Raw genomic sequence first — 19,667 nt, forward strand, 5'->3', positions numbered from 1 at the left:
AAAGCCCCCCGAAGCATCGGGGGGCGGTTCTTTGAGGAGAGAGGTATGAACGGAGCCGCCGCCATCCTGAAAGCCCTGGAGATGCAGGGAGTGGATACCATTTTTGGGCACCCAGGGGGCACCATTATGCCCACCTACGACGCCCTCTACGACTCACCCATCCGGCACATCCTGGTGCGACACGAGCAGGCCGGTGTGCATGCGGCCACCGCCTATGCCCGGGCCTCGGGCCGGGTGGGGGTGTGCATGGCCACCTCGGGGCCGGGGGCTTTGAACCTGGTCACGGGGCTACAGGACGCCCTGATGGACTCCACACCGGTGGTGGCCCTGACCGGCAACGTGCCCCAGCACCTGATCGGCACCGACGCCTTCCAGGAGGCCGACGTGGTGGGCATTACCCAGCCGGTCACCAAGCACAACTTCCAGGTGCGCAACGTCAACGACATTCCGCGGATAATTGCCGAGGCTTTCTACATCGCTTCTACCGGGCGGCCCGGCCCTGTCTTGATCGATTTTCCCAAGGACGTGCAGCAGGCCGAGTTTACCGGTAGCTTCGATGTGGAGATTAACCTGCCGGGCTACAAGCCCACCTACAAGGGCCATCCCCGGCAGATTGAGCGGGCCCTGGAGGCCCTGCAAAAAGCCGAAAGGCCCGTGCTGATGGTGGGCGGTGGGGCGCTCAATGCGGCGCCGGAAATCGTGGCCCTGGCCGAGAAAACCGGCATGCCGGTGATCCCGACCCTGATGGGTCTGGGGGTGTTCCCCGGAACCCACCCGCAGTGCCTGGGGATGCCGGGGATGCACGGCTCGGTGGCAGCCAACCGGGCCATCCACCACGCCGATACCATTCTGGCCATTGGCCTGCGCTTCGACGACCGGGTAACCGGCAAGGTCTCGCGCTTTGCCCCCCACGCGCACACCGTTATTCATGTGGACATTGACCCTGCCGAGATCGGCAAGCTGGTCAAGACCACCATTCCGGTGGTGGGGGATGCCAAATGGGTGGCGGCGGAGCTGGTCAAGGGGGCCAAAAAGCTTCAACTGAGCAAGTGGTGGGCGCAGCTCGAGGACTGGAAGACCAAATACCCCTTTGCCTGGAAGCCCAAGCCCCACCTGCAAAGCCAGGAGGTGATCCAGGCCTTCTGGGAGGCCACCAGGGGCAAAGCCGTGGTGACCGCGGGGGTGGGCCAGCACCAGATGTTTACCGCGCAGTTTTTTAAGTTCGATTCGCCGCGCTCCTGGATCAACTCTGGGGGCCTGGGCACCATGGGGGTGGGCCTGCCCTTTGCCATCGGGGCGGCCCTGGCCCGGCCCGGCGAGCTGGTGATCGACTTCGACGGCGACGGCAGCTTCCAGATGACCCTGCAGGAGCTGGCCACCCTCAAGAAGCTCAACCTGAACGTTAAAATTGTGATTCTCAACAACGGCTTTCTGGGCATGGTGCGGCAGTGGCAGGATCTGTTCCACGCCAAGCGCTACAGCGAGGTCTATCTGGCCGACTCCAACCCCGACTTCGCCAAGCTGGCCGAGGCCTACGGCATTCCAGGAATTACCCTGACCGACAAGGCCAAGCTGCACGAGACCGTCAGGGAGGTGCTGGCGCACCCCGGCCCGGTGCTGCTGGAGGCCCGGGTCTACCACGAGGAAGGGGTCTTCCCCATGATTCCCTCGGGTGGTGCGGCCGAGGACATGATCATCGAGAACCCGCGGGAGACGGTGGCGGGCGACTAAACCCCGAATGGAGACTGTTCATGAGGCACTTGGTTTCGGTACTGGTACAGGACAATCCCGGCGTTCTGCAACGCGTCGCGGGCTTGATTGCCCGGCGGGGCTTTAACATCGAGTCGCTGGCGGTAGGGCGCACCCACCAGCCCGGCCTTTCGCGCATCTCGCTGGTGGTCTCGGGCGACGATGCGGTCTTGGAGCAGGTGGAGAAGCAGCTCAACCGGCTGATCGAGGTGATCAAGGTCACAGATCATTCCGAGCCCCATGTGGAGCGCGAGCTGGCGCTGGTCAAGGTCAGCATCGCCGGCATGGAGGAGCGCCTCGAGGTCAAGGACATCGCCGACGCCTTCCGGGCCCGCATCGTGGATGTGGCCAAAAAGTCCATCATCTTCGAGCTCACCGGCGACTCCACCAAGGTCAACAACTTTGTGGAAGCCATGCGGCCCTACGGGCTCTTGGAGGTCATGCGCACCGGTGCGGTGGGGATGTCCCGCGGCGAGCAGGTGCTCAAAGTACGCGAGAAGAAGGCGGTCTAGGATGGGCCAAGGCCCATCTTTTGTTTTGTGTGAAGACGTTGAAGGGGCGGCCCTTCGACCTTCGATGAGGAGAAAAGAATGAAGATTTACTACGACCAGGACGCAGACATCGGTTTTATCAAAGACAAGACGGTGGCCATTCTGGGCTTTGGCTCGCAGGGGCATGCCCACGCCCTGAACCTGCGGGACTCCGGCATTAAGGTGGTGGTGGGGCTGCGCCCCGGTAGCCAGAGCGAGGAGAAGGCCCGCAAGGCGGGGCTCGAGGTATTTCCGGTAGGGGAGGCGGTGCGCCGGGCCGATGTGGTGATGATCCTGCTCCCCGACGAGACCCAGGGGGCCGTCTACAAGGCCGAGGTGGAGCCCAACCTGAAGGAAGGGGCCGCCATTGCCTTCGCCCACGGCTTCAACATCCACTTTGGGCAGATCAAGCCGCGTCGCGACCTGGACGTCTGGATGGTGGCCCCCAAAGGCCCCGGCCACCTGGTGCGCTCGGAGTACGAGAAAGGCTCGGGCGTGCCCTCGCTGGTGGCGGTCTACCAGGATGCCTCCGGCTCGGCTTTCCCCACCGCCCTGGCCTACGCCAAGGCCAACGGCGGCACCCGCGCAGGGGTCATCGCCACCACCTTCAAGGACGAGACCGAGACCGACCTCTTCGGCGAGCAGACCGTGCTGTGTGGTGGCCTGACCCAGCTCATCGCCGCTGGCTTCGAGACCCTGGTGGAGGCCGGCTATCCCCCCGAGATGGCCTACTTCGAGTGCCTGCACGAGGTAAAGCTGATCGTGGATCTGATCTACGAGTCGGGCTTCGCCGGGATGCGCTACTCCATCTCCAACACCGCCGAGTACGGCGACTATACCCGCGGCCCCATGGTCATCAACCGCGAGGAGACCAAGGCCCGCATGCGCGAGGTGCTGCGCCAGATTCAGCAGGGCGAGTTTGCCCGTGAGTGGATGCTGGAAAACGTGGTGGGCCAGCCCACCCTGAACGCCAACCGCAACTACTGGAAAGACCACCCCATCGAGCAGGTGGGCCCCAAGCTGCGGGCCATGATGCCCTTCCTCAAATCCAGGTTCTCGAAGGAAGAGGTTGGTAGCTGACCCATGTCGGCAGAACGGGAGGTTGTATGCGGCACATCCGAATTTTCGATACCACCCTGCGGGACGGCGAGCAGAGCCCTGGTGTAGCCCTTTCACTCCAGCAGAAGCTGGAAATTGCCCACGGCCTGGCCCGGCTTAACGTGGACATCATCGAGGCGGGCTTCCCGGTGAATGGGGCCAGCGAGTTCGAGTGTGTCTCGCGCATCGCCGCCGAGGTCAAGGGGCCGGTGATCTGCGCCCTGGCCCGCACCCACAAGCTCGATATCGAGCGGGCCGCGGCGGCCCTGGAGAAGGCCGAGAAAAAGCGCATCCACGTCTTTACCAGCGCCTCCCGGGTGCACCTGGAGTACATGCTGCGCAAGACCCCGGAGGAGATCCTGGAGATCTCCGACGCCATGGTGCGCTACGCCCGGCAGTTCACCGACGACGTGGAGTTCAGCGCCCAGGACGTGATGCGGGCCGACTTCGACTTCGTCCTGAAGCTTTACGATACCGCCATCAACGCCGGGGCCACCACCATCAACATCCCCGATACCACCGGCTACGGCACCCCACAGGAGTACGGAGCCCTTATCAAGCGCATCTACGACGAGGTGGTGCGGGGCCGCCCGGTGCACATCTCGGCCCACTGCCACGACGACCTGGGCCTGGCTACCGCCAACAGCCTGGCGGCGGTGGAGAATGGGGCCACCCAGATCGAGTGCACCATCAACGGCATCGGCGAGCGGGCCGGCAACACCGCTCTGGAAGAGGTGGTGATGGCCTTGTACGTGCGCCGCGACCACTACCAGGCCCATACCCAGATCAACACCCGGGAGCTGTACCGCATGAGCCGGATGGTGGAGCGCTACACCGGCATGGTGGTGCAGCCCAACAAGGCCATCGTGGGGGACAACGCCTTCGCCCACGAGTCGGGCATCCACCAGGACGGGGTGATCAAGAACAAAGAGACCTACGAGATCATGAACGCCGAGCTGGTCGGCCGCCAGGCCGCGGTGCTGGTGCTGGGCAAGCACTCCGGGCGGGCCGCGGTCAAGAAGGCCCTGGCCGACCTGGGCTACAAGCTCGACGACACCCAGATTGGCGCTATTTTTGCCCGCTTCCGCGAGATTGTGGAGCGCAAAGGCCCCATCGAGACTGAGGAGCTGCGGGCCCTGGTGGAGAGCGAGTCCGTCTCGACCCCGCACCTGTTCCGCCTCGAGAAGCTCCAGTTCTTCTCCGGCTACGGCATGCTGCCCACCGCTACGATAAGCCTCGAGACCCCAAAAGGCGTGGTCACCACCACCGCGATTGGCGATGGGCCGGTGGACGCGGTGTATAAGGCCCTGTCGGAGGCCATCGGGTTCAAGCCCGAGCTCGAGCTCTACCGGGTGGAGTCGATCACCGGGAGCACCGAGGCCCTGGGCGAGGTGACGGTCAAGCTCAAGCTGGGCGAGGTGATGGCCACCGGGCACGGAATTTCGCCGGACATCATCGAGGCTTCGGCGCGGGCCTACCTGGATGCGGCCAACAAGCTGGCCGCGGGGCAGTCGGCGCGGCACCCCAGGTCGCTGGAAGAGGTACAGCGCTCGGGTCTGGGGAAGTAGGAGGTAGGGGCGTGGTTTCGCTGGAGGGGAGGCTGGCCGCCGTAGAGGAGCCACGGGTCAAAGAACTCATGGCCGCTTGCCGGGAATTGGTCTCCCTTTTCGAGCGCGACAACTCCTCTCGAGGGGCGGGGCGCTGATACTGGTGCAGTAGGTATGGAAGGGGAGAACGTGATCCGCCCCGCCACCCCCGCCGACGCCCCCGGGGTGGCCCGGGTTCACGTGGACTCCTGGCGCGAGACCTACCGTGGCATCGTTCCAGAAGACTTTCTCAACAGCCTCTCCTACGGGCGCCGCGAGCAGATGTGGCGCGGCGGCCTGGAAAACCCCAACTGGCAGGGCGTGCTGTTCGTGGCCGAAGACCTCTTGGAGGGCGTGGTTGGCTTCGTGGCCGGTGGCCCGCCGCAGGAGCCGCTGGGCGGGTTCACCAGCGAACTCTGGGCGATTTACCTGCTTCAGAAGCATCAGGGCAAAGGTCTTGGCCGTGGGTTGTTTCTCAAGTTCGCCGGGGAAATGGCGGCCAGGGGCCACGCCTCGATGTTCCTGTGGGTGCTGGCCGAGAACCCCGCCACGGGCTTTTACGAGCGCATGGGCGGGGTGAGGGTGCGCGAGCGGGAGATCGAGGTAGGCGGGAAGAAGCTCCTGGAGTATGCCTACGGCTGGCGCGACCTGGGGATGAGGGGGTGGTAGAATTGGGCCATGCCACGGCGAATTGCGGCGGTTGTGTTCAAGGGCAGGATGGGCGAAGAGCCCTCCGACGCGGCCTACTGGAGGACACGGCCCATGGAGGAGCGCCTCGAGGCCCTGGAGTCCATCCGTGCCGAATATCATGAGTGGAAATATGGCACTGCTCAGCCGCGACTTCAGCGAGTTCTTAGAGTGCTTAAACCAACACCAGTTTAGGTATCTGTTAACAGGCGGCTATGCTGTGGGTTTGCACGGCTATCCCTGCTACACCAAAGATCTCGACATCTGGATTGAAATCTCGCCGGAAAATGCCGAGAGAGTTGTCAAGGCTATTGAGAGCTTTGGTTTCGGCTCGTTGGGGCTGAAAGCTGAGGATTTTCTCGAAGCCGGAACAATTGCCCAGATCGGATACCCGCCCATACGGATAGATCTGTTGAACAAACCCTCCGGCGTGGAGTTCGCGGAGTGTTATGAAAACCGCCAGGAGTTCGAGGTGGATGGGGTTAGGGTTCCCCTCATCAGCCTCGAGGATCTGCGCAAGAACAAACGGGCTTCGGGCAGAAGTCAGGATTTGGCTGACCTGGAGAGGCTGGAGTAGATATGATTGAAATCCTCGACACCACCCTGCGCGACGGCACCCAAGGCGAAGCAGTCAACCTGTCCTCCGACGACAAGATCGCCATTGCCAGGCGCCTGGCGGCTTTCGGGGTTCCCCTCATCGAGGGGGGCTGGCCGGGCAGCAACCCCAAGGATGCCGAGTTCTTCGCCCGTATGAAGGGGGTAGACCTGGGGAATAGCCAGCTCTGCGCCTTTGGCTCCACCCGGCGCAAGGGGGTGCGGCCCGAGGACGACCCCTCGGTGCAGGCCATGCTGGCGGCGGCCACCCCGGTGGTGACGGTGGTAGCCAAAAGCTGGGACTTCCACGTGACCCACGCCCTCGAGGTCTCCCTGGAAGAAAACCTGCGCATGATCGAGGAAACCTACCGCTACCTGGTCTCCCAGGGCCGGCGGGTGATCCACGATGCCGAGCACTTCTTCGACGGCTTCAAGGCCAACCGGGGCTATGCCCTGGCCACCCTCGAGGCCGCCGTGCGGGGCGGGGCCGACACCCTGTGCCTGTGCGATACCAACGGGGGCAGCCTGCCCGAAGAGGTCTTCGAGATCACCCAGGCCGTGCGCCAGGCTTTTCCCGGCCTGACCATCGGGATCCACCCCCATAACGACGCGGAGCTGGCGGTGGCCAATGCCTTGGCCGCGGTGCGGGCCGGGGCCACCCACGTGCAGGGCACCATCAACGGCTACGGCGAGCGCTGCGGCAACCTGAACCTGACCAGCGCCATCCCCAACCTGATGTTGAAGTACGGCCTGCAGCTCCAGGGGCTCACCCCGGAAAAACTCGCCGAGCTGCGCGAGGTCTCGCACTTTGTGGACGAGCGGGCCAACCTGGCCCCCAACATCCGCGCGCCCTACGTAGGGGATGCAGCCTTTGCCCACAAGGGGGGCATCCACGTCTCGGCGGTGCTCAAAGACCCCCGCACCTACGAGCACGTGCCGCCCGAGATGGTGGGCAACAGCCGCCGGGTGCTGGTCTCCGACCTCTCGGGCCGAAGCAACCTGCTGGCCAAGCTGGCCGAGTCCGGGGTTAATGTGCCCAAGGAGATGGCCGGGGCCTTGCTGGAGGAGGTCAAGCAGCTCGAGCACGCCGGCTACTCGTTTGAAGGGGCCGAGGCCAGCTTCTACCTGCTGGCCCACCGGCTGCGGGGCGGACAGATGCCCTTTAGCGTGGAGGGCTTCACGGTGTTCGTGCACGCTGGCGGTGCCAACCCCGAGACCCCTACCTGGGCCGAGGCCACGGTGCGGGTCAGGGTGGGCGAGACCCTCCAGCACACCGCTGCCGAAAGCCAGCACGGGCCGGTCTCGGCGCTGGACAAGGCCTTCCGCAAGGCCATTGAGCCCTTCTACCCCGAGATCGCCGAGATTGAGCTGTGCGATTACAAGGTGCGCATCCTCTCGGGCCAGGAGGCCGGTACGGCCTCGGGGGTGCGGGTCATGATCGAGATGCACCGCGCCGGGGAGCGCTGGAGCACGGTAGGGGCCAGCAAGAACAACCTCGAGGCCAGCCTCAAGGCCCTCACCGACGGCTATGCCTACGTGCTGGTGAAGCATCAGCCCATACCTCAGGACTAGAGCGCTTCCTCCCGGAGGCCAAAAGATAATCATCCTGATCGAGAGGCTATCTTGTTGAGCCTGGCAAAGAAAGGGCATCCCTCCGGCACTAGCTGTTAATCTTGCCACCTGGGTCGGGGGCTTTGGCCTCGTTCAGATCATAGGCCGCGAGGGCTTTCTCCTCGGCGGGGATGCGCACGCACAGCAGCAGCAGGGCGTTGAGGATGGTGGCTGTCAGCGCGGTAATCCAGGCGTTGAAGATGAGGGGCAAGGACCATAGCTCCAGGGCCACCGCCAGATAGTTGGGGTGGCGCAGGTAGCGGTAGGGCCCCCTGGTGATTCTTTGGCCCCCAGGAACCACCAGAATCCGGGTATTCCAGTACCGGCCCAGGCTGCCGATGGCCCAGTAGCGCAGACCCTGGGCCAGCAAGAACACCAGCAGCCAGAATCCCCAGATGGGGGAGGGCTGGTTGCGCGCCAGCCCTTCCAGCAGCCAGCCCAGCATCCAGCCGATGTGCAGCAGAAAAAACAGCGGGTAGTGTTCTCGTCCGTACTCTTTGGCCCCCTGCGCCAAAGCCCAGCGCAGGTTGGCCTGGGCCAGGCCCAGCTCCAACAGCCGCTGGAGTACCACCCAGACCAGCGCTACCCAGAGCCCTACCACTGCAAGACCACCCCTTCGGCGGCAAAGCCAGGCCCCAGGGCCAGCAAAACCCCTGGACTGCCGGGTGCGGGCTGCTCGAGCTGGTACATCTGCCGCTCCAGCACAAAGAGTACGGTGGGGCTCGACATATTGCCATACTTTTTGAGCACGCAGAAGGCCGCCTCGAGGCTCTTCTCGTCCACCCCCAGGCCGCTGCGGTAGGCGGCCAGCACCTTGGCCCCACCGGGGTGGAGCGTCCAGGTCTCAATATCCCGGCTCGACAGCCCGTATTCGGCCAGGCCGTCCTGGATCAGAGGCCCCAGCGCCCCCTCGACCAGGGCCGGGATGCTCTGAGCAAAGCGCACCTGCAAGCCCTCGAGGCCCAGATCCCAGCCCATCACCTCGTAGCTGTCGGGCAACAACCGGCTGAAGCCGCCCCGCACGGCCGGGCTGCCAGAACCCTGCCCCAGCACCGCTGCGGCCACGCCATCGGCAAACAGGCTGGTAGCCACCAGGTTGCTCTTGCTTTTGTCGCCCTGTACAAAAGTAAGGCTGCAAAGCTCAACCGCTACCAGAAGAACGTAGCGCCCGGGGTGTTGCTGGGCCAGTTCGGCGGCCCGGGCCAGGCCGGCGGCCCCGCCGGCGCAACCCAGGCCCCATAGGGGCAGGCGGAGCACCGAGAGCGGAAGTCCCAGGCGCTGGGCCAGGTAGGCCTCGAGGCTGGGGGTTGCAAGGCCGGTGCTGGTCACCAGCACCACCGCTCCAATCTGCTGGGGCTCCAGGCCGGCCCGGCCCAGGGCTTTGCGGCTGGCCTGCTCACAAAGCTCCAGGGCTGTGTTGAACCAGCGCTGGTTTTTCTCGCTGAAACTATGCGGCGCTGCGAACCAATCGAGCGGCGCGGATAGATAACGCGACTCAATGCCGGTGTTCTTAAAGATGTTTAGCAGGCGTTCCAGGCCTGCCATACCCTCGAACAAAACCTCTGCCAGCGCACGGGCCTCTGGCTGGCTTACTTGATAGGGCGGGTGGGCGGTGGCGACGCTTAGAACCCTGGCTTGCACGTTCATACCTCAGGTATCGCTTTCGGGGGTGGCGCAGGTTTCGCGAAACACAAACTGCGAGATGCGTTTGCGCTGGTCGGACTTCCAGTCGATGCGCGGTCGGGGGTTATCGGGGGGCAGGTAGCCCAGCCGGTAGATGGCCATGAGCTCCAGGTGCTCCGGCACTTCCAGCAGCCTCTTGATCTCCTCCCAGGCCTCGGGAATTTCCATGGGTGTGGAGACAAACTGAATGCCCATGCCCAGCTCCACTGTGGTGAGCCAGATGTTCTCAATAGCCATGCCCAACCCGAGCACGCTGTAAAATCCCGAGAGTTCCCCCGGACGGTACTCCTGCTTATCCAGCAGCGCCGCCAGCAACAAGGGCGATCCGGCAACCAGCCTGCGGTTGTCCTCACCCAGAATTTGGGGCACCCGCAAGGCCCGCAAAAGCTTCAGGGCCGAGGGGCTCATGACCTGGCGGGTAAAGGGGCGCAAGGGTACCGGCAGCTGGTCGATTAGAATTCCGTCGCGCCGCTCGGCCATCTCCTTTTCGCTGAAGCGAAAGTAGGGGCGGTAGCGCTCAAAAAACCGGCCATCGGCGATGAGCTGTTGCATGGTTCGCCCCCCAATCTCGGCGATTTTCTCCCGCTTGTTCCTGTCTTCAATCAAGATAAAGCGCCAGGGCTGGGAATTGAAGTGGCTGGGGGCCCGGCTGGCCGCTTCCATCAGCAGGTGCTGGTGTTCTTTGGATACGGGCTTGTCCAGAAAAGGGCCGTTGGTGGTTTTGCGCTTTCGGATTACCTCTAGAAATTCCACATCAACCCCCGATCGACAACAAGTATCCCACCAGCCCCACCGCACCCAGTGTGGGATGAGGCCAGGTGTGGGGACGGGCCTTGGGGAAGAGGGCCAGACAGGCGATGGTTAGCAGCAACCACCCCTCGCGCGTGAACACCAAGGCCAGCACCGCACTAACCAGCACCACCAGATAAAGCGCGTGATGCCACAGGCCGAAGTGGGCCAGCCGCAGTTGTGCAGCCAGGCCTACCAGCAAATTAAGCACGTACAAACCTAGACCCACTGCCAGGAATGGAGACATCCAAACTTAACATACGGTCTGGGTCTATAAATGGTTTGTGGGCCTGGCACCCCAGGCCCTGTCCAACTAGGACAAGGGGCGGGCTTCTTTCATCTTTTTTCGCAGCTCGAGCCCGTCCAGCGCCCCCCCCGTGCCTGGCATTCGCGCCGCAGGTTTTCCTCAGGGGCCCGCAACACCACCAGCACCAGACCGGCTGGGTAACCCCCGGCGCCGGCCCCCAGGCCCATGTGGAGCCGGGTTATAACAAAGCGCTCGCGGGTGCTGGGCACCTGGGTGCTCACATAGCCCTGCCCGTCCCAGGTGTAAACCACGCTCTTGATGATGCGGCTGCTGGGGCGGTAAGGTGGGTTCACCTGTAACTCAACCTCAATGGGCCTGAGAAAGCTGGTTGTGCCCGAGGAAAACCGGTAGATGCCCACCACCTCGCGCTCGGGTAGGGTCTGAATAAAAAAAACCTCGTTTTGGGGTGGGGAAGTGGGGACGGCCTGGAGGCGCTCGAGGCGAAAGCGCACCGAGGTGACCAGGGCCCCTGGTGGAATCGACACCTGAATGCCTGGCAACGTCAAAGCTCCTCCGCGTGCATCCACACGGCGCTCGACCACCTGGGCGCCCTGCCCCCATCCCCCCGCAACCACCAGGCATAACAGCAGCAGCCGAAGCATAACCACCTTTACTCCCACCCCAGGCTAACCCATCTGCGTCTGAGAAAACCCAGTGCCCATCGGGCTACAAACCCAGTAGCTTTTGGGCCTCCGATAGAATCGCCCCAACGGTTTTTTCGTCCTGGGCCTCGCAGTAAACGCGCAGCACGGGTTCGGTGCCGGAGGCTCTAAACAACAGCCATCCGCTATCAGCAAAAATCCACTTGATGCCGTCCAGGGTCTCAACGCCGCTCACCTGCTGACCGGCAATGGGTTTTGGGGTTTGCACTTTTGCCATGGCTTCCTCGAGGTGCCCCATCGAGGGCAGGTGTAAATCGATGCGGTTGTAGGTGTGTTTGAAGCCCAGCTCGGCCTCAATTTCGGCAAACTGTTCTCCCAGACTTTTGCCGCTGTACACCACCGATTCCAGCAGCAACAAGGCGTTCAGGAGGCCGTCGCGTTCGGGAAGATGCCCGGCCACCCCAATGCCGCCCGACTCCTCGCCCCCAATCAGCACATCGCCCTTCAGCATCTCATCGGTGATGTATTTGAAGCCGATGGGTGTGACCAGCAGGGGCAGGCCCAGCCGCTGAGCGAGCTTATCTATCACCTTGGAGGTCGAGAAGGTTTTGACCACCCGACCGGTGCGCCCTTTGCGGTGCAGGTGTTTGAGCAAGACCGCAAAGATCTGATGGCTGTTGAAGTGGATGCCGCCCGCCAGCACCGCCCCGATCCGGTCGGCGTCCCCGTCGTTGACCACGGCAAAGACCGGGTCTTGCTCGGCCTTGAGCACGGTCATGACGGTGAACTGGTTCTGGGGGACGGGCTCGGGGTTTACACCGTAGAACATGGGGTCGGGCACGGCGTGCAGCTCACGCAGCTCGAGCTTTAACCCCGCGTGCTTGACGAAACCTGCCAGCCAGCCGGCCCCGGCCCCGCCCAGGCTATCGTGGTAGATCACCCCGGTGTAGCTACGCAGGGCCTCCAGGTCGAGCTGTTGGGCGATGAAGTCGTAGTAAGCTTTACGCACATCCAGGCTGTGCACGGTCGCACTCGCTGTCCTGGGTGGGGGGCCCAGGCGCTTTTCCACCTCGCTCACCAAGGCGGGGGTCGCCGACCCACCGTAGCTGCCCTTGATTTTGAATCCCAGGTATTCGGGCGGGTTGTGGCTTGCGGTAATCATGACCCCGCCATCGGCCTCTAGATGCTTGACCGCGAACGAGAGCACCGGGGTGGGGAGGTACGACTTGCAAAGGTAGACCTCGAGCCCGTTGGCAGCCAGCACCCCGGCCACCTTTTGCGCAAACCGAGGGGCCATAAAGCGGGTATCGTAGCCTACCACCACTTTCTTGCCCTGCTGCTCCAGTAGGTATTCGGCGTAGGCCTGGGCCACACGGGCCACGTTGTCGAAGGTGAACTGATCGCCAATAACCGCCCGCCAGCCGTCGGTGCCGAACTTGATGCTGGTTTTTGATGGGCTGCTGACGGCTTGCATCGCCTCTTCCATACCTCCACACTATACAGGAGGGCGCAAAGACCTGAGGGTGGCCTCAAATTTGCATCTTCATCCAGGGGGCTGTGTTGTGAAAGTTAGCCACGGCGCTGCCGGGCGGAACCAACCCATCGCAGGCAATTCGGATGTCCTCTGGGAGTGGCATGTCCAGTACCGGCAGCAGGTGCCGGGCGGGGTCGTGGCCGGCAAAGCGATGGCACTGGGTTGGATGGCCGGGGTCAATGTTTGGGCGAAGGCGCCCCACACTGGTATACTTCCCTGCGTAGATGGTATACCAAGCTGCAGCAGGTTGCTTACGGGAGGTTTAATGGTCTTAGTCGCAGTGCCCAAAGAGACTGCTTCGGGAGAGCGTCGGGTGGCGCTCACACCGGAGGTGGTTGGTCGTCTGGTTAAGGAGGGCTGGGGTGTGCGCCTCGAGGCTGGCGCTGGGGCCCAGGCCTACTTTAGCGATGAAGCGTACCGCAACGCGGGGGCCGAGGTGGTGCCGCGCGACCAGCTTTTCCAGGGGGCGCAGGTGGTGTTTACGGTACAGCCCCTGGAAGCGGTTGACTTAGAGAGGCTCGAGCCCGGCACGGTTGTGGCCGGCCTGATGTACCCCCACCGCAACCCGGCGCGGGTGCAGGCCATGGCCTCGCGGCAGCTTTCCGCCCTGGCCATGGAGCTGATACCCCGCATCACCCGGGCCCAGAGCATGGACGTGCTCTCGTCCCAGGCCACCGTGGCCGGGTATGTGGCGGCCCTGATCGCGGCCCGCGAGAGCAGCCGCTTCTTCCCCATGCTGACCACCGCCGCCGGCACCATCCGCCCGGCCAAGGTGATGGTGATGGGGGTGGGGGTGGCGGGCCTGCAGGCCATCGCCACGGCGCGCCGCCTGGGGGCCAATGTCTGGGCCTACGACGTGCGCAAGGCCGCGGCCGAGCAGGCCTTGTCGCTGGGGGCCAAGGTCATTGAGCTGCCCATCAGCGCTGAGGGGGAAGGGGGCTATGCCCGCGAGCTTACCGAAGAGGAGAAGAAAATCCAGCACGAGGCCCTGGCCAAAGAGGTCGGTGGCATGGACGCGGTCATCACCACCGCCCAGATTCCGGGCCGCAAGGCGCCCATCCTGATTACCCAGGACATGGTGGCGCGCATGAGCCCTGGGGCCGTGATCGTGGATCTGGCCGCCGAGTCGGGGGGCAACTGCGAGCTGACAAAGCCCGGCGAGACCCTCGAGCTGAACGGCGTGAAGATTGTGGGGCCCCTGAACCTGCCCAGCGCGCTCTCGCTGCACGCCAGCGAGATGTACGCCAAAAACCTCTACAACCTTTCCAAGCTCCTCATCAAAGACGGGCAGCTCGCGCCCGACTGGAGCGACGAAATTCTGGCTGGGGCCCTGCTGACCCATCAGGGCGAGATTACCCATGCGCCCACCCGGGCGCTCGTAGGAGGTGCGTGATGGACTCTACCTGGGCTGCGCTGTACATCTTCTTGTTGGCGGCTTTTACCGGATACGAAGTGATTAGCCGGGTGCCGGTGATTCTGCACACCCCCCTGATGTCCGGCTCCAACTTCATCCACGGGATTGTGGTGGTGGGGGCCATGGTGGTGCTGGGCCACGCCGAGACCCCTTTGGAACAGGCCATCGGCTTTTTCGGGGTGGTTCTGGGCGCGGCCAACGCCGCCGGCGGCTACGCCGTAACCGAGCGGATGCTGGAGATGTTTGAGCGGAAGCCGAAGGGAGGTCAGTAGCTTTTTAGCCGATAGCTCTGGGGTTGCCCGGCTATCAGCTTGCGCGACGCAGTTATGGAAAACTTCGTTCAGCTCATCTACTTCGTTACGGCCTTCCTTTTCATCCTGGGCCTGAAGCGCATGTCCTCGCCCAACACCGCCCGCAGCGGGGTGGTCTGGGCCGGGGTGGCCATGGTGGCGGCCACCTTGGTCACTTTTTTGGTGCCCGGCCTGCACAACCAGGGCCTGATGATTCTGGCGGTCATCATCGGTACGGTGGTGGCCTGGATTGCCGCCAAGCGGGTGCAGATGACCGATATGCCGCAGATGGTGGCCATCTACAACGGCATGGGGGGTGGGGCGGCCGGGGCCATCGCGGCGGTCGAGCTTTTGCGGGGGGAGTTCGGCGAGGCCCAGGGGCTCAAACTCCTGGCCATCCTGGGGGCTCTGATCGGCTCGGTTTCCTTTACCGGTAGCCTGATTGCCTTCGCCAAGCTCCAGGGCCTGATGTCGAGCCGACCCATCCAGTTCCCGGCGCAAAAGCTGGTCAATGCGGCAGTGGGGGTGGGGGCCTTGCTGCTGGCCCTGCTGGTGCTCTTCACCCAGTCGGGGCCGCTCATTCTGGTCTTCTTCCTGCTGGCCCTGGGCTTTGGGGTGCTGATGACCCTGCCCATCGGGGGTGGGGATATGCCGGTGGTGATCTCCCTCTACAACGCCTTCACCGGCCTGGCGGTGGGCTTCGAGGGCTTCGCCATTGGCAACGCTGCGCTGATTGTGGCCGGTACGGTGGTGGGGGCCGCCGGCACCCTGCTCACCCTTTTGATGGCCAAGGCCATGAACCGCAGCCTGTGGAGCGTGCTGATGGGCGGCTTTGGCGTGGAGCAGGACAGCGGCGAGGTCAAGGGCAGCCTCAAGCCGATTGACCTCGAGGATGCCGCGGTGATGCTGGCCTACGCTTCCAGGGTCATCTTCGTGCCCGGCTACGGGATGGCGGTGGCCCAGGCCCAGCACAAACTGCGCGAGCTGGCGGACGTGCTCGAGTCCAAGGGCATCGAGGTCAAGTTTGCCATCCACCCGGTGGCGGGCCGCATGCCCGGCCACATGAACGTGCTGCTGGCCGAGGCCGGGGTGGCCTACGAGAAGCTCTACGACCTGGAAGACATCAACCCCGAGTTCCCCCAGGCCGATGTGGCGGTGGTGATTGGGGCCAACGACGTGGTCAACCCGGCTGCTCGGCGCAAGGGCTCGCCCCTGTACGGCATGCCGATCCTGGAGGTAGATAAGGCCAAGAATGCCATTGTCATCAAGCGGGGCCAGGGCAAGGGTTTTGCTGGGGTTGAAAACGAGCTGTTCTACGCCGACAATACCCGGATGCTTTACGGTGATGCCCAGCAGGTGCTGGGGCATCTGGTGCAGTCCCTCAAGAAGCTGTAGGAGCCAGGGCTGTGGAGCCGCGGCTGGATCAGGTGCTGGCCTGGCTCGAGCAGGGCCGGGCGGTGGTGCAGGTGGAGTACTTCGACGCCCTGGGCAAACTACGGCGCCAGACGTTTCACCGCCCTACACGTGATGTAGGGCGGGCCCTGGAGGAGGTGGCCCAGCTGCTGGCTGGAGAGGGTATAAAGGGGCGGCCTCGAGTGCGTCTTAAGCAGGGCAGCGCGCTGCGTGTGGAACCCGGGTTGCAGCAGCGCTTCTGGAAGGCCCTGGGCTCTTGATACTGGATTCAAAAAGATAATCTCCAAACACAAAAACATTAAGAGGCTATCTTTTTGAATCCTAGAGCACTCCCTTCGGTCGGGTTAGTTCGCCACCATTCGGTGACGAACTAACCGAATCTGGTATGAGGCGATGCTGTGCTTTCTGGCTGGAGGAATCTAAAGAAGCCCCCGCTAGGGGGCTTCTTCGCTAAAGATGCTTTATGCCCCAGCGCCAGGCTGCTGGCGGTTGTCGCTGGGTTGTACCACGGGGGGCATGGTGGGTTCGGGTAGCAGCAGGTATTCCAGCACCTCTCCCACATCCTCGACCAGCTTGATCTCCAGCCCCTCCAACACCTCTTTGGGCAGCTCCTCGAGCTGGGCCTCGTTGTCCTTGGGCAGCACAATCTTGTGAATCCCGGCCTGGTGGGCGGCCAGTAGTTTTTCCTTGACCCCGCCAATGGGCATCACCTTGCCGCGCAGGCTGACCTCGCCGGTCATGGCGATGTCCATGCGGGCCGGGCGGCGGCTCAGGGCGCTGGCAATGGCCGTGGCCATGGTGATACCGGCGCTGGGGCCGTCCTTGGGGGTGGCCCCGTCGGGCACGTGGACGTGCAGGTCTACTTTGTTATAGAAATCCTCCGGAAGGCCATAATCCTGGGTATGGGCGCGCAGGTAGGTGAGGGCGGCCTGGGCCGACTCCTTCATCACCTCGCCAAGCTGGCCGGTGAGCGATAGCTTCCCACTACCGGGAACCGCGGCCACTTCGATGGTGAGCAGTGTTCCACCAACAGGTGTCCAGGCCAGCCCCTGGGCGGTGCCGACCTGGGGTTCGGTCTCGGCCTTGTCGGGGCGGTAGCGGGGGATACCCAGATAAGTGGGTATGTCTGAAGCATCGATGGTGCGCAGCCCCTCCCAGGCCCCCTCGAGCCAGAACTTGGCCCCCTTGCGGGCAATTTTGCCCAGCTCGCGCTCGAGGCCCCGCACCCCGGCCTCGCGGGTGTACTCGGAGATCACCCGCAAAATGGCGGCGTCGGTCACCTCGATCCGGCCTTCCATACCCGATTCCCTGACCTGCTTGGGCCAGAGGTACTGGCGGGCAATGGCCTGCTTTTCCATGTTGGTGTAGCCCGGTATCTCGATGACCTCCATGCGGTCGAGCAAGGGTCGGGGAATGGTTTGCAGGGTGTTGGCGGTGGTGATGAAGAAGACCTTTGAGAGGTCGTAGGGCACATCGAGGTAGTGGTCGGTGAAGGTGTTGTTTTGTTCGGGGTCGAGCACCTCGAGCATGGCGCTGGCCGGGTCGCCACGCCAGTCCGAGCTCATCTTGTCGATCTCGTCCAGCAGGATGACGGGGTTGATCACGCCCACCTGTTTCATGGCGTGGATCAGCTTGCCGGGCATGGCCCCAATGTAGGTACGGCGGTGGCCGCGAATCTCGGCCTCGTCGCGCACCCCACCCAGCGAGATGCGGTGGAACTTGCGGTTCATGCTGCGGGCGATGGAGCGGCCCAGCGAGGTCTTGCCCACCCCCGGCGGCCCCACCAGCACCAGAATGGGGGCTTTATTGCGTACATCCAGCCCCTGGGTAAGCTGCCGCACCGCCAGGTATTCCAGGATGCGTTCCTTGACGTCCTTGAGACCGTAGTGATCCTCGTCCAGAACCTGCCGGGTGTGGTTGATGTCCAGCACCTCGGGGTCGGCTTTGCTCCAGGGCACCTCGGTCAGCCAGTCCAGGTAGGTGCGGGCCACCGTGGCCTCGGGGCTGCCCTGCTGCATGCGCTCGAGCCGGTCGAGCTCCTTGAGGGCTTTGGTCTTGACCGCCTCGGGCATCCCCACTTCTTCGATCTTTTTGCGCAGGGCCTCGAGGTCGCTGAGCCCATCCTCGCCACCCAGCTCTTTCTGGATGGCCTTCATCTGTTCGCGCAGGTAGTACTCGCGCTGGTTGGTGTCCATCTGTTCTTTGACCCGCTGGGCGACCCTTTTATCAAGCTCGAAGCGCTCGAGGTCGCGGCTCAAGAGCCCCAGCACCTTTTTGAGGCGCGCCTCCAGGTCGGTGAGCTCGAGGATCTCCTGCTTCTCAGCCACCGTCCAGGTGGCGTGATAGGCAATGGTATCGGCCAGCATGGCCGGGTCGCTGGTACCTTTGACGGCCTCAAGCTGATAGCGGTCAAGCCGTAGCGACTTGTGGTTGGCTACGTATTTTTCGAAAGCCTCCTTGAGTTCTTCAACCAGTACCCGCACCACCGCTTCATCAATGGGGAAAATTTCGCTGAAAACCTCGCCGCGGGCTCGTAGATAGGGCCCGGGAATGTAGTCGGTGACCTGGGCCCGGGCCCGGGCTTCCACCATGACCTGCAGGGTGCCGTCGGGCAGGCGCATGGCCTGCTTGACCACCGCCTGTACACCCCAGGTATAAAGATCGTCGGGGGCGGGGTCGTCGACCTCCGGATCGCGCTGTGCCACCAGAAAGATCAACCGGTCGGCCCCCATGGCTTCTTCAACCGCACGCTTGCTCTTGGCGCGGCCCACGTCCACCGGGGTGGTGGTGTGGGGAAGGATAACCGTGTTGCGCAGTGGAATAACCGGCAGTTCTAAACGCATATCGTATCTATCTCCTATGTTCCGCCTATGATTCGTCGCTCTCGCGGCGGTATGGGAGCGATATATACCTCAGATTCTAAACGGTGATGGTTCACCGATAGGGTCAAATCTTACACTTAGCGAACTTGAGTAAATCTCACTCAAGTTTGGCCCGCCACCCCAGGTTATACCCGGCCTCCAGGGCTGTCATGGGTCTGCGATGCGCTGCACATTATGCACATTGCCTAAGATGAGCTCAATGCGCAGGTGTTCTCCAGTGGTTGGCCCCGGGTGTAAAAAGGTGTCCTGAAAGCGCAAACGACGTACGGCTTGGGGGGTTTGTAAAACCACTTCATAGAAAACAGCTCCATGGATGCTGATGGCCTGCACCTGTAACACCGAGCCCTCAAGCGTCTCATACATACTGAAATTCTAATGCTGACCAGCGCTTTCATACCGGATTCAGAAAATAGCAAAGACCTCCAGAGGCTATCTTTTGGCATCCTAGCGCACACCCCTTGCTACGTTCGGCGCAGAAAGCGCATTCCTTCGGTCGAGTTGGTTTGCTGTCTTCCGGTGGCGAACCAATCGGATCTGGTATCAAAAGGTCGGCACCAAGCAAATGAACAGCACCAGCAGCAGGGCCGCAGCAACCCCGGTTGCAATGTCCAGCAGCAGTTCCTTGGCCAGGCGATTTTTAGGCGAAGTTCGCTTTAGGGACATGCGATATGTATATAGCATATCGTTGTTTAAGTCAATACATAACGTAAAGGCTTGGTTTAACCATAAACACAATTGGGGCAACAAGGCTTTTTTCGGCCCAAATTCCAAGTCCACCACAGATATAACTATGCCTTGACAACACACCGCCCCAACCCGTATATTCGCACTTAACAAGCCAAGCTCCAGGTTAAATCGGCTCCCGCGAGGGCTCGAACCTTCTTAGTGAATATTTCAC

General features: G+C 63.0%; 22 protein-coding genes. 12 read left to right on the forward strand and 10 right to left on the reverse strand.

Annotation, left to right across the window (positions count from 1 at the left end; genetic code table 11):
• The first annotated feature begins 45 nt into the window (after positions 1-45).
• The 8 genes from ilvB to cimA all read left to right on the forward strand — a co-directional run bounded on the left by ilvB (position 46) and on the right by cimA (position 7,816).
• Entirely contained in the window at positions 46-1,731 is a 1,686-nt protein-coding gene (gene ilvB / locus MTAI_RS05385; RefSeq protein WP_027888809.1) for a biosynthetic-type acetolactate synthase large subunit, read from the forward strand.
• Between the two features lie 20 nt (positions 1,732-1,751).
• Positions 1,752-2,261: an acetolactate synthase small subunit gene (ilvN, locus tag MTAI_RS05390; RefSeq protein WP_027888808.1), complete on the forward strand. Its 510-nt coding sequence runs from the start codon at positions 1,752-1,754 to the stop codon at positions 2,259-2,261.
• Positions 2,262-2,339: 78 nt separating this feature from the next.
• Positions 2,340-3,359: a ketol-acid reductoisomerase gene (ilvC, locus tag MTAI_RS05395; RefSeq protein WP_027888807.1), complete on the forward strand. Its 1,020-nt coding sequence runs from the start codon at positions 2,340-2,342 to the stop codon at positions 3,357-3,359.
• A gap of 26 nt (positions 3,360-3,385) precedes the next feature.
• Positions 3,386-4,945 carry a 2-isopropylmalate synthase gene (locus MTAI_RS05400; RefSeq protein WP_027888806.1) on the forward strand — a complete coding sequence of 520 codons (1,560 nt, stop codon included), beginning with the start codon at positions 3,386-3,388 and terminating at the stop codon, positions 4,943-4,945.
• 11 nt (positions 4,946-4,956) lie between these two features.
• Complete coding sequence (locus MTAI_RS15575) at positions 4,957-5,082, forward strand: hypothetical protein (RefSeq protein ID WP_280938741.1); 126 nt, start codon at positions 4,957-4,959, stop codon at positions 5,080-5,082.
• 16 nt (positions 5,083-5,098) lie between these two features.
• The gene (locus MTAI_RS05405; RefSeq protein ID WP_036197500.1) at positions 5,099-5,632 is read left to right on the forward strand and encodes a GNAT family N-acetyltransferase; all 534 of its coding nucleotides are present in this window, start codon (positions 5,099-5,101) and stop codon (positions 5,630-5,632) included.
• A gap of 151 nt (positions 5,633-5,783) precedes the next feature.
• Positions 5,784-6,227 carry a DUF6036 family nucleotidyltransferase gene (locus MTAI_RS05410; protein ID WP_198525956.1) on the forward strand — a complete coding sequence of 148 codons (444 nt, stop codon included), beginning with the start codon at positions 5,784-5,786 and terminating at the stop codon, positions 6,225-6,227.
• Between the two features lie 2 nt (positions 6,228-6,229).
• Positions 6,230-7,816, forward strand: a complete 1,587-nt coding sequence (gene cimA, locus MTAI_RS05415; protein ID WP_027888803.1) for a citramalate synthase — start codon at positions 6,230-6,232, stop codon at positions 7,814-7,816.
• Between the two features lie 88 nt (positions 7,817-7,904).
• On the opposite strand, the gene MTAI_RS05420 is transcribed toward cimA, so the two are convergent.
• The 7 genes from MTAI_RS05420 to MTAI_RS15230 all read right to left on the reverse strand — a co-directional run bounded on the left by MTAI_RS05420 (position 7,905) and on the right by MTAI_RS15230 (position 12,972).
• Positions 7,905-8,456, reverse strand: coding sequence for an isoprenylcysteine carboxyl methyltransferase family protein (locus tag MTAI_RS05420; protein ID WP_043982669.1), 552 nt, complete (start codon positions 8,454-8,456; stop codon positions 7,905-7,907).
• On the reverse strand, positions 8,450-9,502 hold the full coding sequence (locus MTAI_RS05425; RefSeq protein ID WP_027888802.1) for a type III polyketide synthase: 1,053 nt from the start codon (positions 9,500-9,502) through the stop codon (positions 8,450-8,452). Before MTAI_RS05425 ends, MTAI_RS05420 begins: the two co-directional genes overlap by 7 nt.
• A 3-nt stretch (positions 9,503-9,505) precedes the next feature.
• Entirely contained in the window at positions 9,506-10,291 is a 786-nt protein-coding gene (locus MTAI_RS05430; protein WP_027888801.1) for a nitroreductase family protein, read from the reverse strand.
• 1 nt (position 10,292) lies between these two features.
• Positions 10,293-10,574 (reverse strand): hypothetical protein, encoded by a 282-nt coding sequence (locus MTAI_RS05435; protein ID WP_027888800.1) that lies wholly within the window; start codon positions 10,572-10,574, stop codon positions 10,293-10,295.
• 89 nt (positions 10,575-10,663) lie between these two features.
• Positions 10,664-11,236 carry a hypothetical protein gene (locus MTAI_RS05440; RefSeq protein ID WP_043982668.1) on the reverse strand — a complete coding sequence of 191 codons (573 nt, stop codon included), beginning with the start codon at positions 11,234-11,236 and terminating at the stop codon, positions 10,664-10,666.
• Between the two features lie 64 nt (positions 11,237-11,300).
• Positions 11,301-12,722 (reverse strand): phosphohexomutase domain-containing protein, encoded by a 1,422-nt coding sequence (locus MTAI_RS05445; RefSeq protein ID WP_036197497.1) that lies wholly within the window; start codon positions 12,720-12,722, stop codon positions 11,301-11,303.
• A 43-nt stretch (positions 12,723-12,765) separates the two neighbouring features.
• Entirely contained in the window at positions 12,766-12,972 is a 207-nt protein-coding gene (locus MTAI_RS15230; RefSeq protein ID WP_223299631.1) for a hypothetical protein, read from the reverse strand.
• A gap of 63 nt (positions 12,973-13,035) precedes the next feature.
• On the opposite strand from MTAI_RS15230, the gene MTAI_RS05455 reads away from it, so the two are divergent.
• From MTAI_RS05455 to MTAI_RS05470, 4 genes are read left to right on the forward strand one after another with little or no spacing between them, the layout of a single operon-like run.
• Positions 13,036-14,163, forward strand: a complete 1,128-nt coding sequence (locus tag MTAI_RS05455) for a Re/Si-specific NAD(P)(+) transhydrogenase subunit alpha (protein WP_027888797.1) — start codon at positions 13,036-13,038, stop codon at positions 14,161-14,163.
• Entirely contained in the window at positions 14,163-14,456 is a 294-nt protein-coding gene (locus MTAI_RS05460) for an NAD(P) transhydrogenase subunit alpha part 2 (RefSeq protein WP_027888796.1), read from the forward strand. Before MTAI_RS05455 ends, MTAI_RS05460 begins: the two co-directional genes overlap by 1 nt.
• 54 nt (positions 14,457-14,510) lie before the next feature.
• Positions 14,511-15,869, forward strand: a complete 1,359-nt coding sequence (locus MTAI_RS05465) for an NAD(P)(+) transhydrogenase (Re/Si-specific) subunit beta (RefSeq protein WP_027888795.1) — start codon at positions 14,511-14,513, stop codon at positions 15,867-15,869.
• 11 nt (positions 15,870-15,880) lie between these two features.
• Positions 15,881-16,147, forward strand: a complete 267-nt coding sequence (locus tag MTAI_RS05470; RefSeq protein ID WP_027888794.1) for a hypothetical protein — start codon at positions 15,881-15,883, stop codon at positions 16,145-16,147.
• A gap of 201 nt (positions 16,148-16,348) precedes the next feature.
• On the opposite strand, the gene lon is transcribed toward MTAI_RS05470, so the two are convergent.
• The 3 genes from lon to MTAI_RS05485 form a co-directional block, all read right to left on the reverse strand.
• Positions 16,349-18,730 (reverse strand): endopeptidase La, encoded by a 2,382-nt coding sequence (gene lon / locus MTAI_RS05475; protein ID WP_027888822.1) that lies wholly within the window; start codon positions 18,728-18,730, stop codon positions 16,349-16,351.
• A gap of 186 nt (positions 18,731-18,916) precedes the next feature.
• Positions 18,917-19,132: a hypothetical protein gene (locus MTAI_RS05480; protein WP_027888821.1), complete on the reverse strand. Its 216-nt coding sequence runs from the start codon at positions 19,130-19,132 to the stop codon at positions 18,917-18,919.
• A 177-nt stretch (positions 19,133-19,309) separates the two neighbouring features.
• Entirely contained in the window at positions 19,310-19,549 is a 240-nt protein-coding gene (locus tag MTAI_RS05485) for a hypothetical protein (protein WP_131455725.1), read from the reverse strand.
• Positions 19,550-19,667: the final 118 nt, after the last annotated feature.

The sequence above is a fragment of the Meiothermus taiwanensis WR-220 genome (genome assembly GCF_003568585.1).
In the GTDB taxonomy this organism is placed as follows: domain Bacteria; phylum Deinococcota; class Deinococci; order Deinococcales; family Thermaceae; genus Meiothermus; species Meiothermus taiwanensis.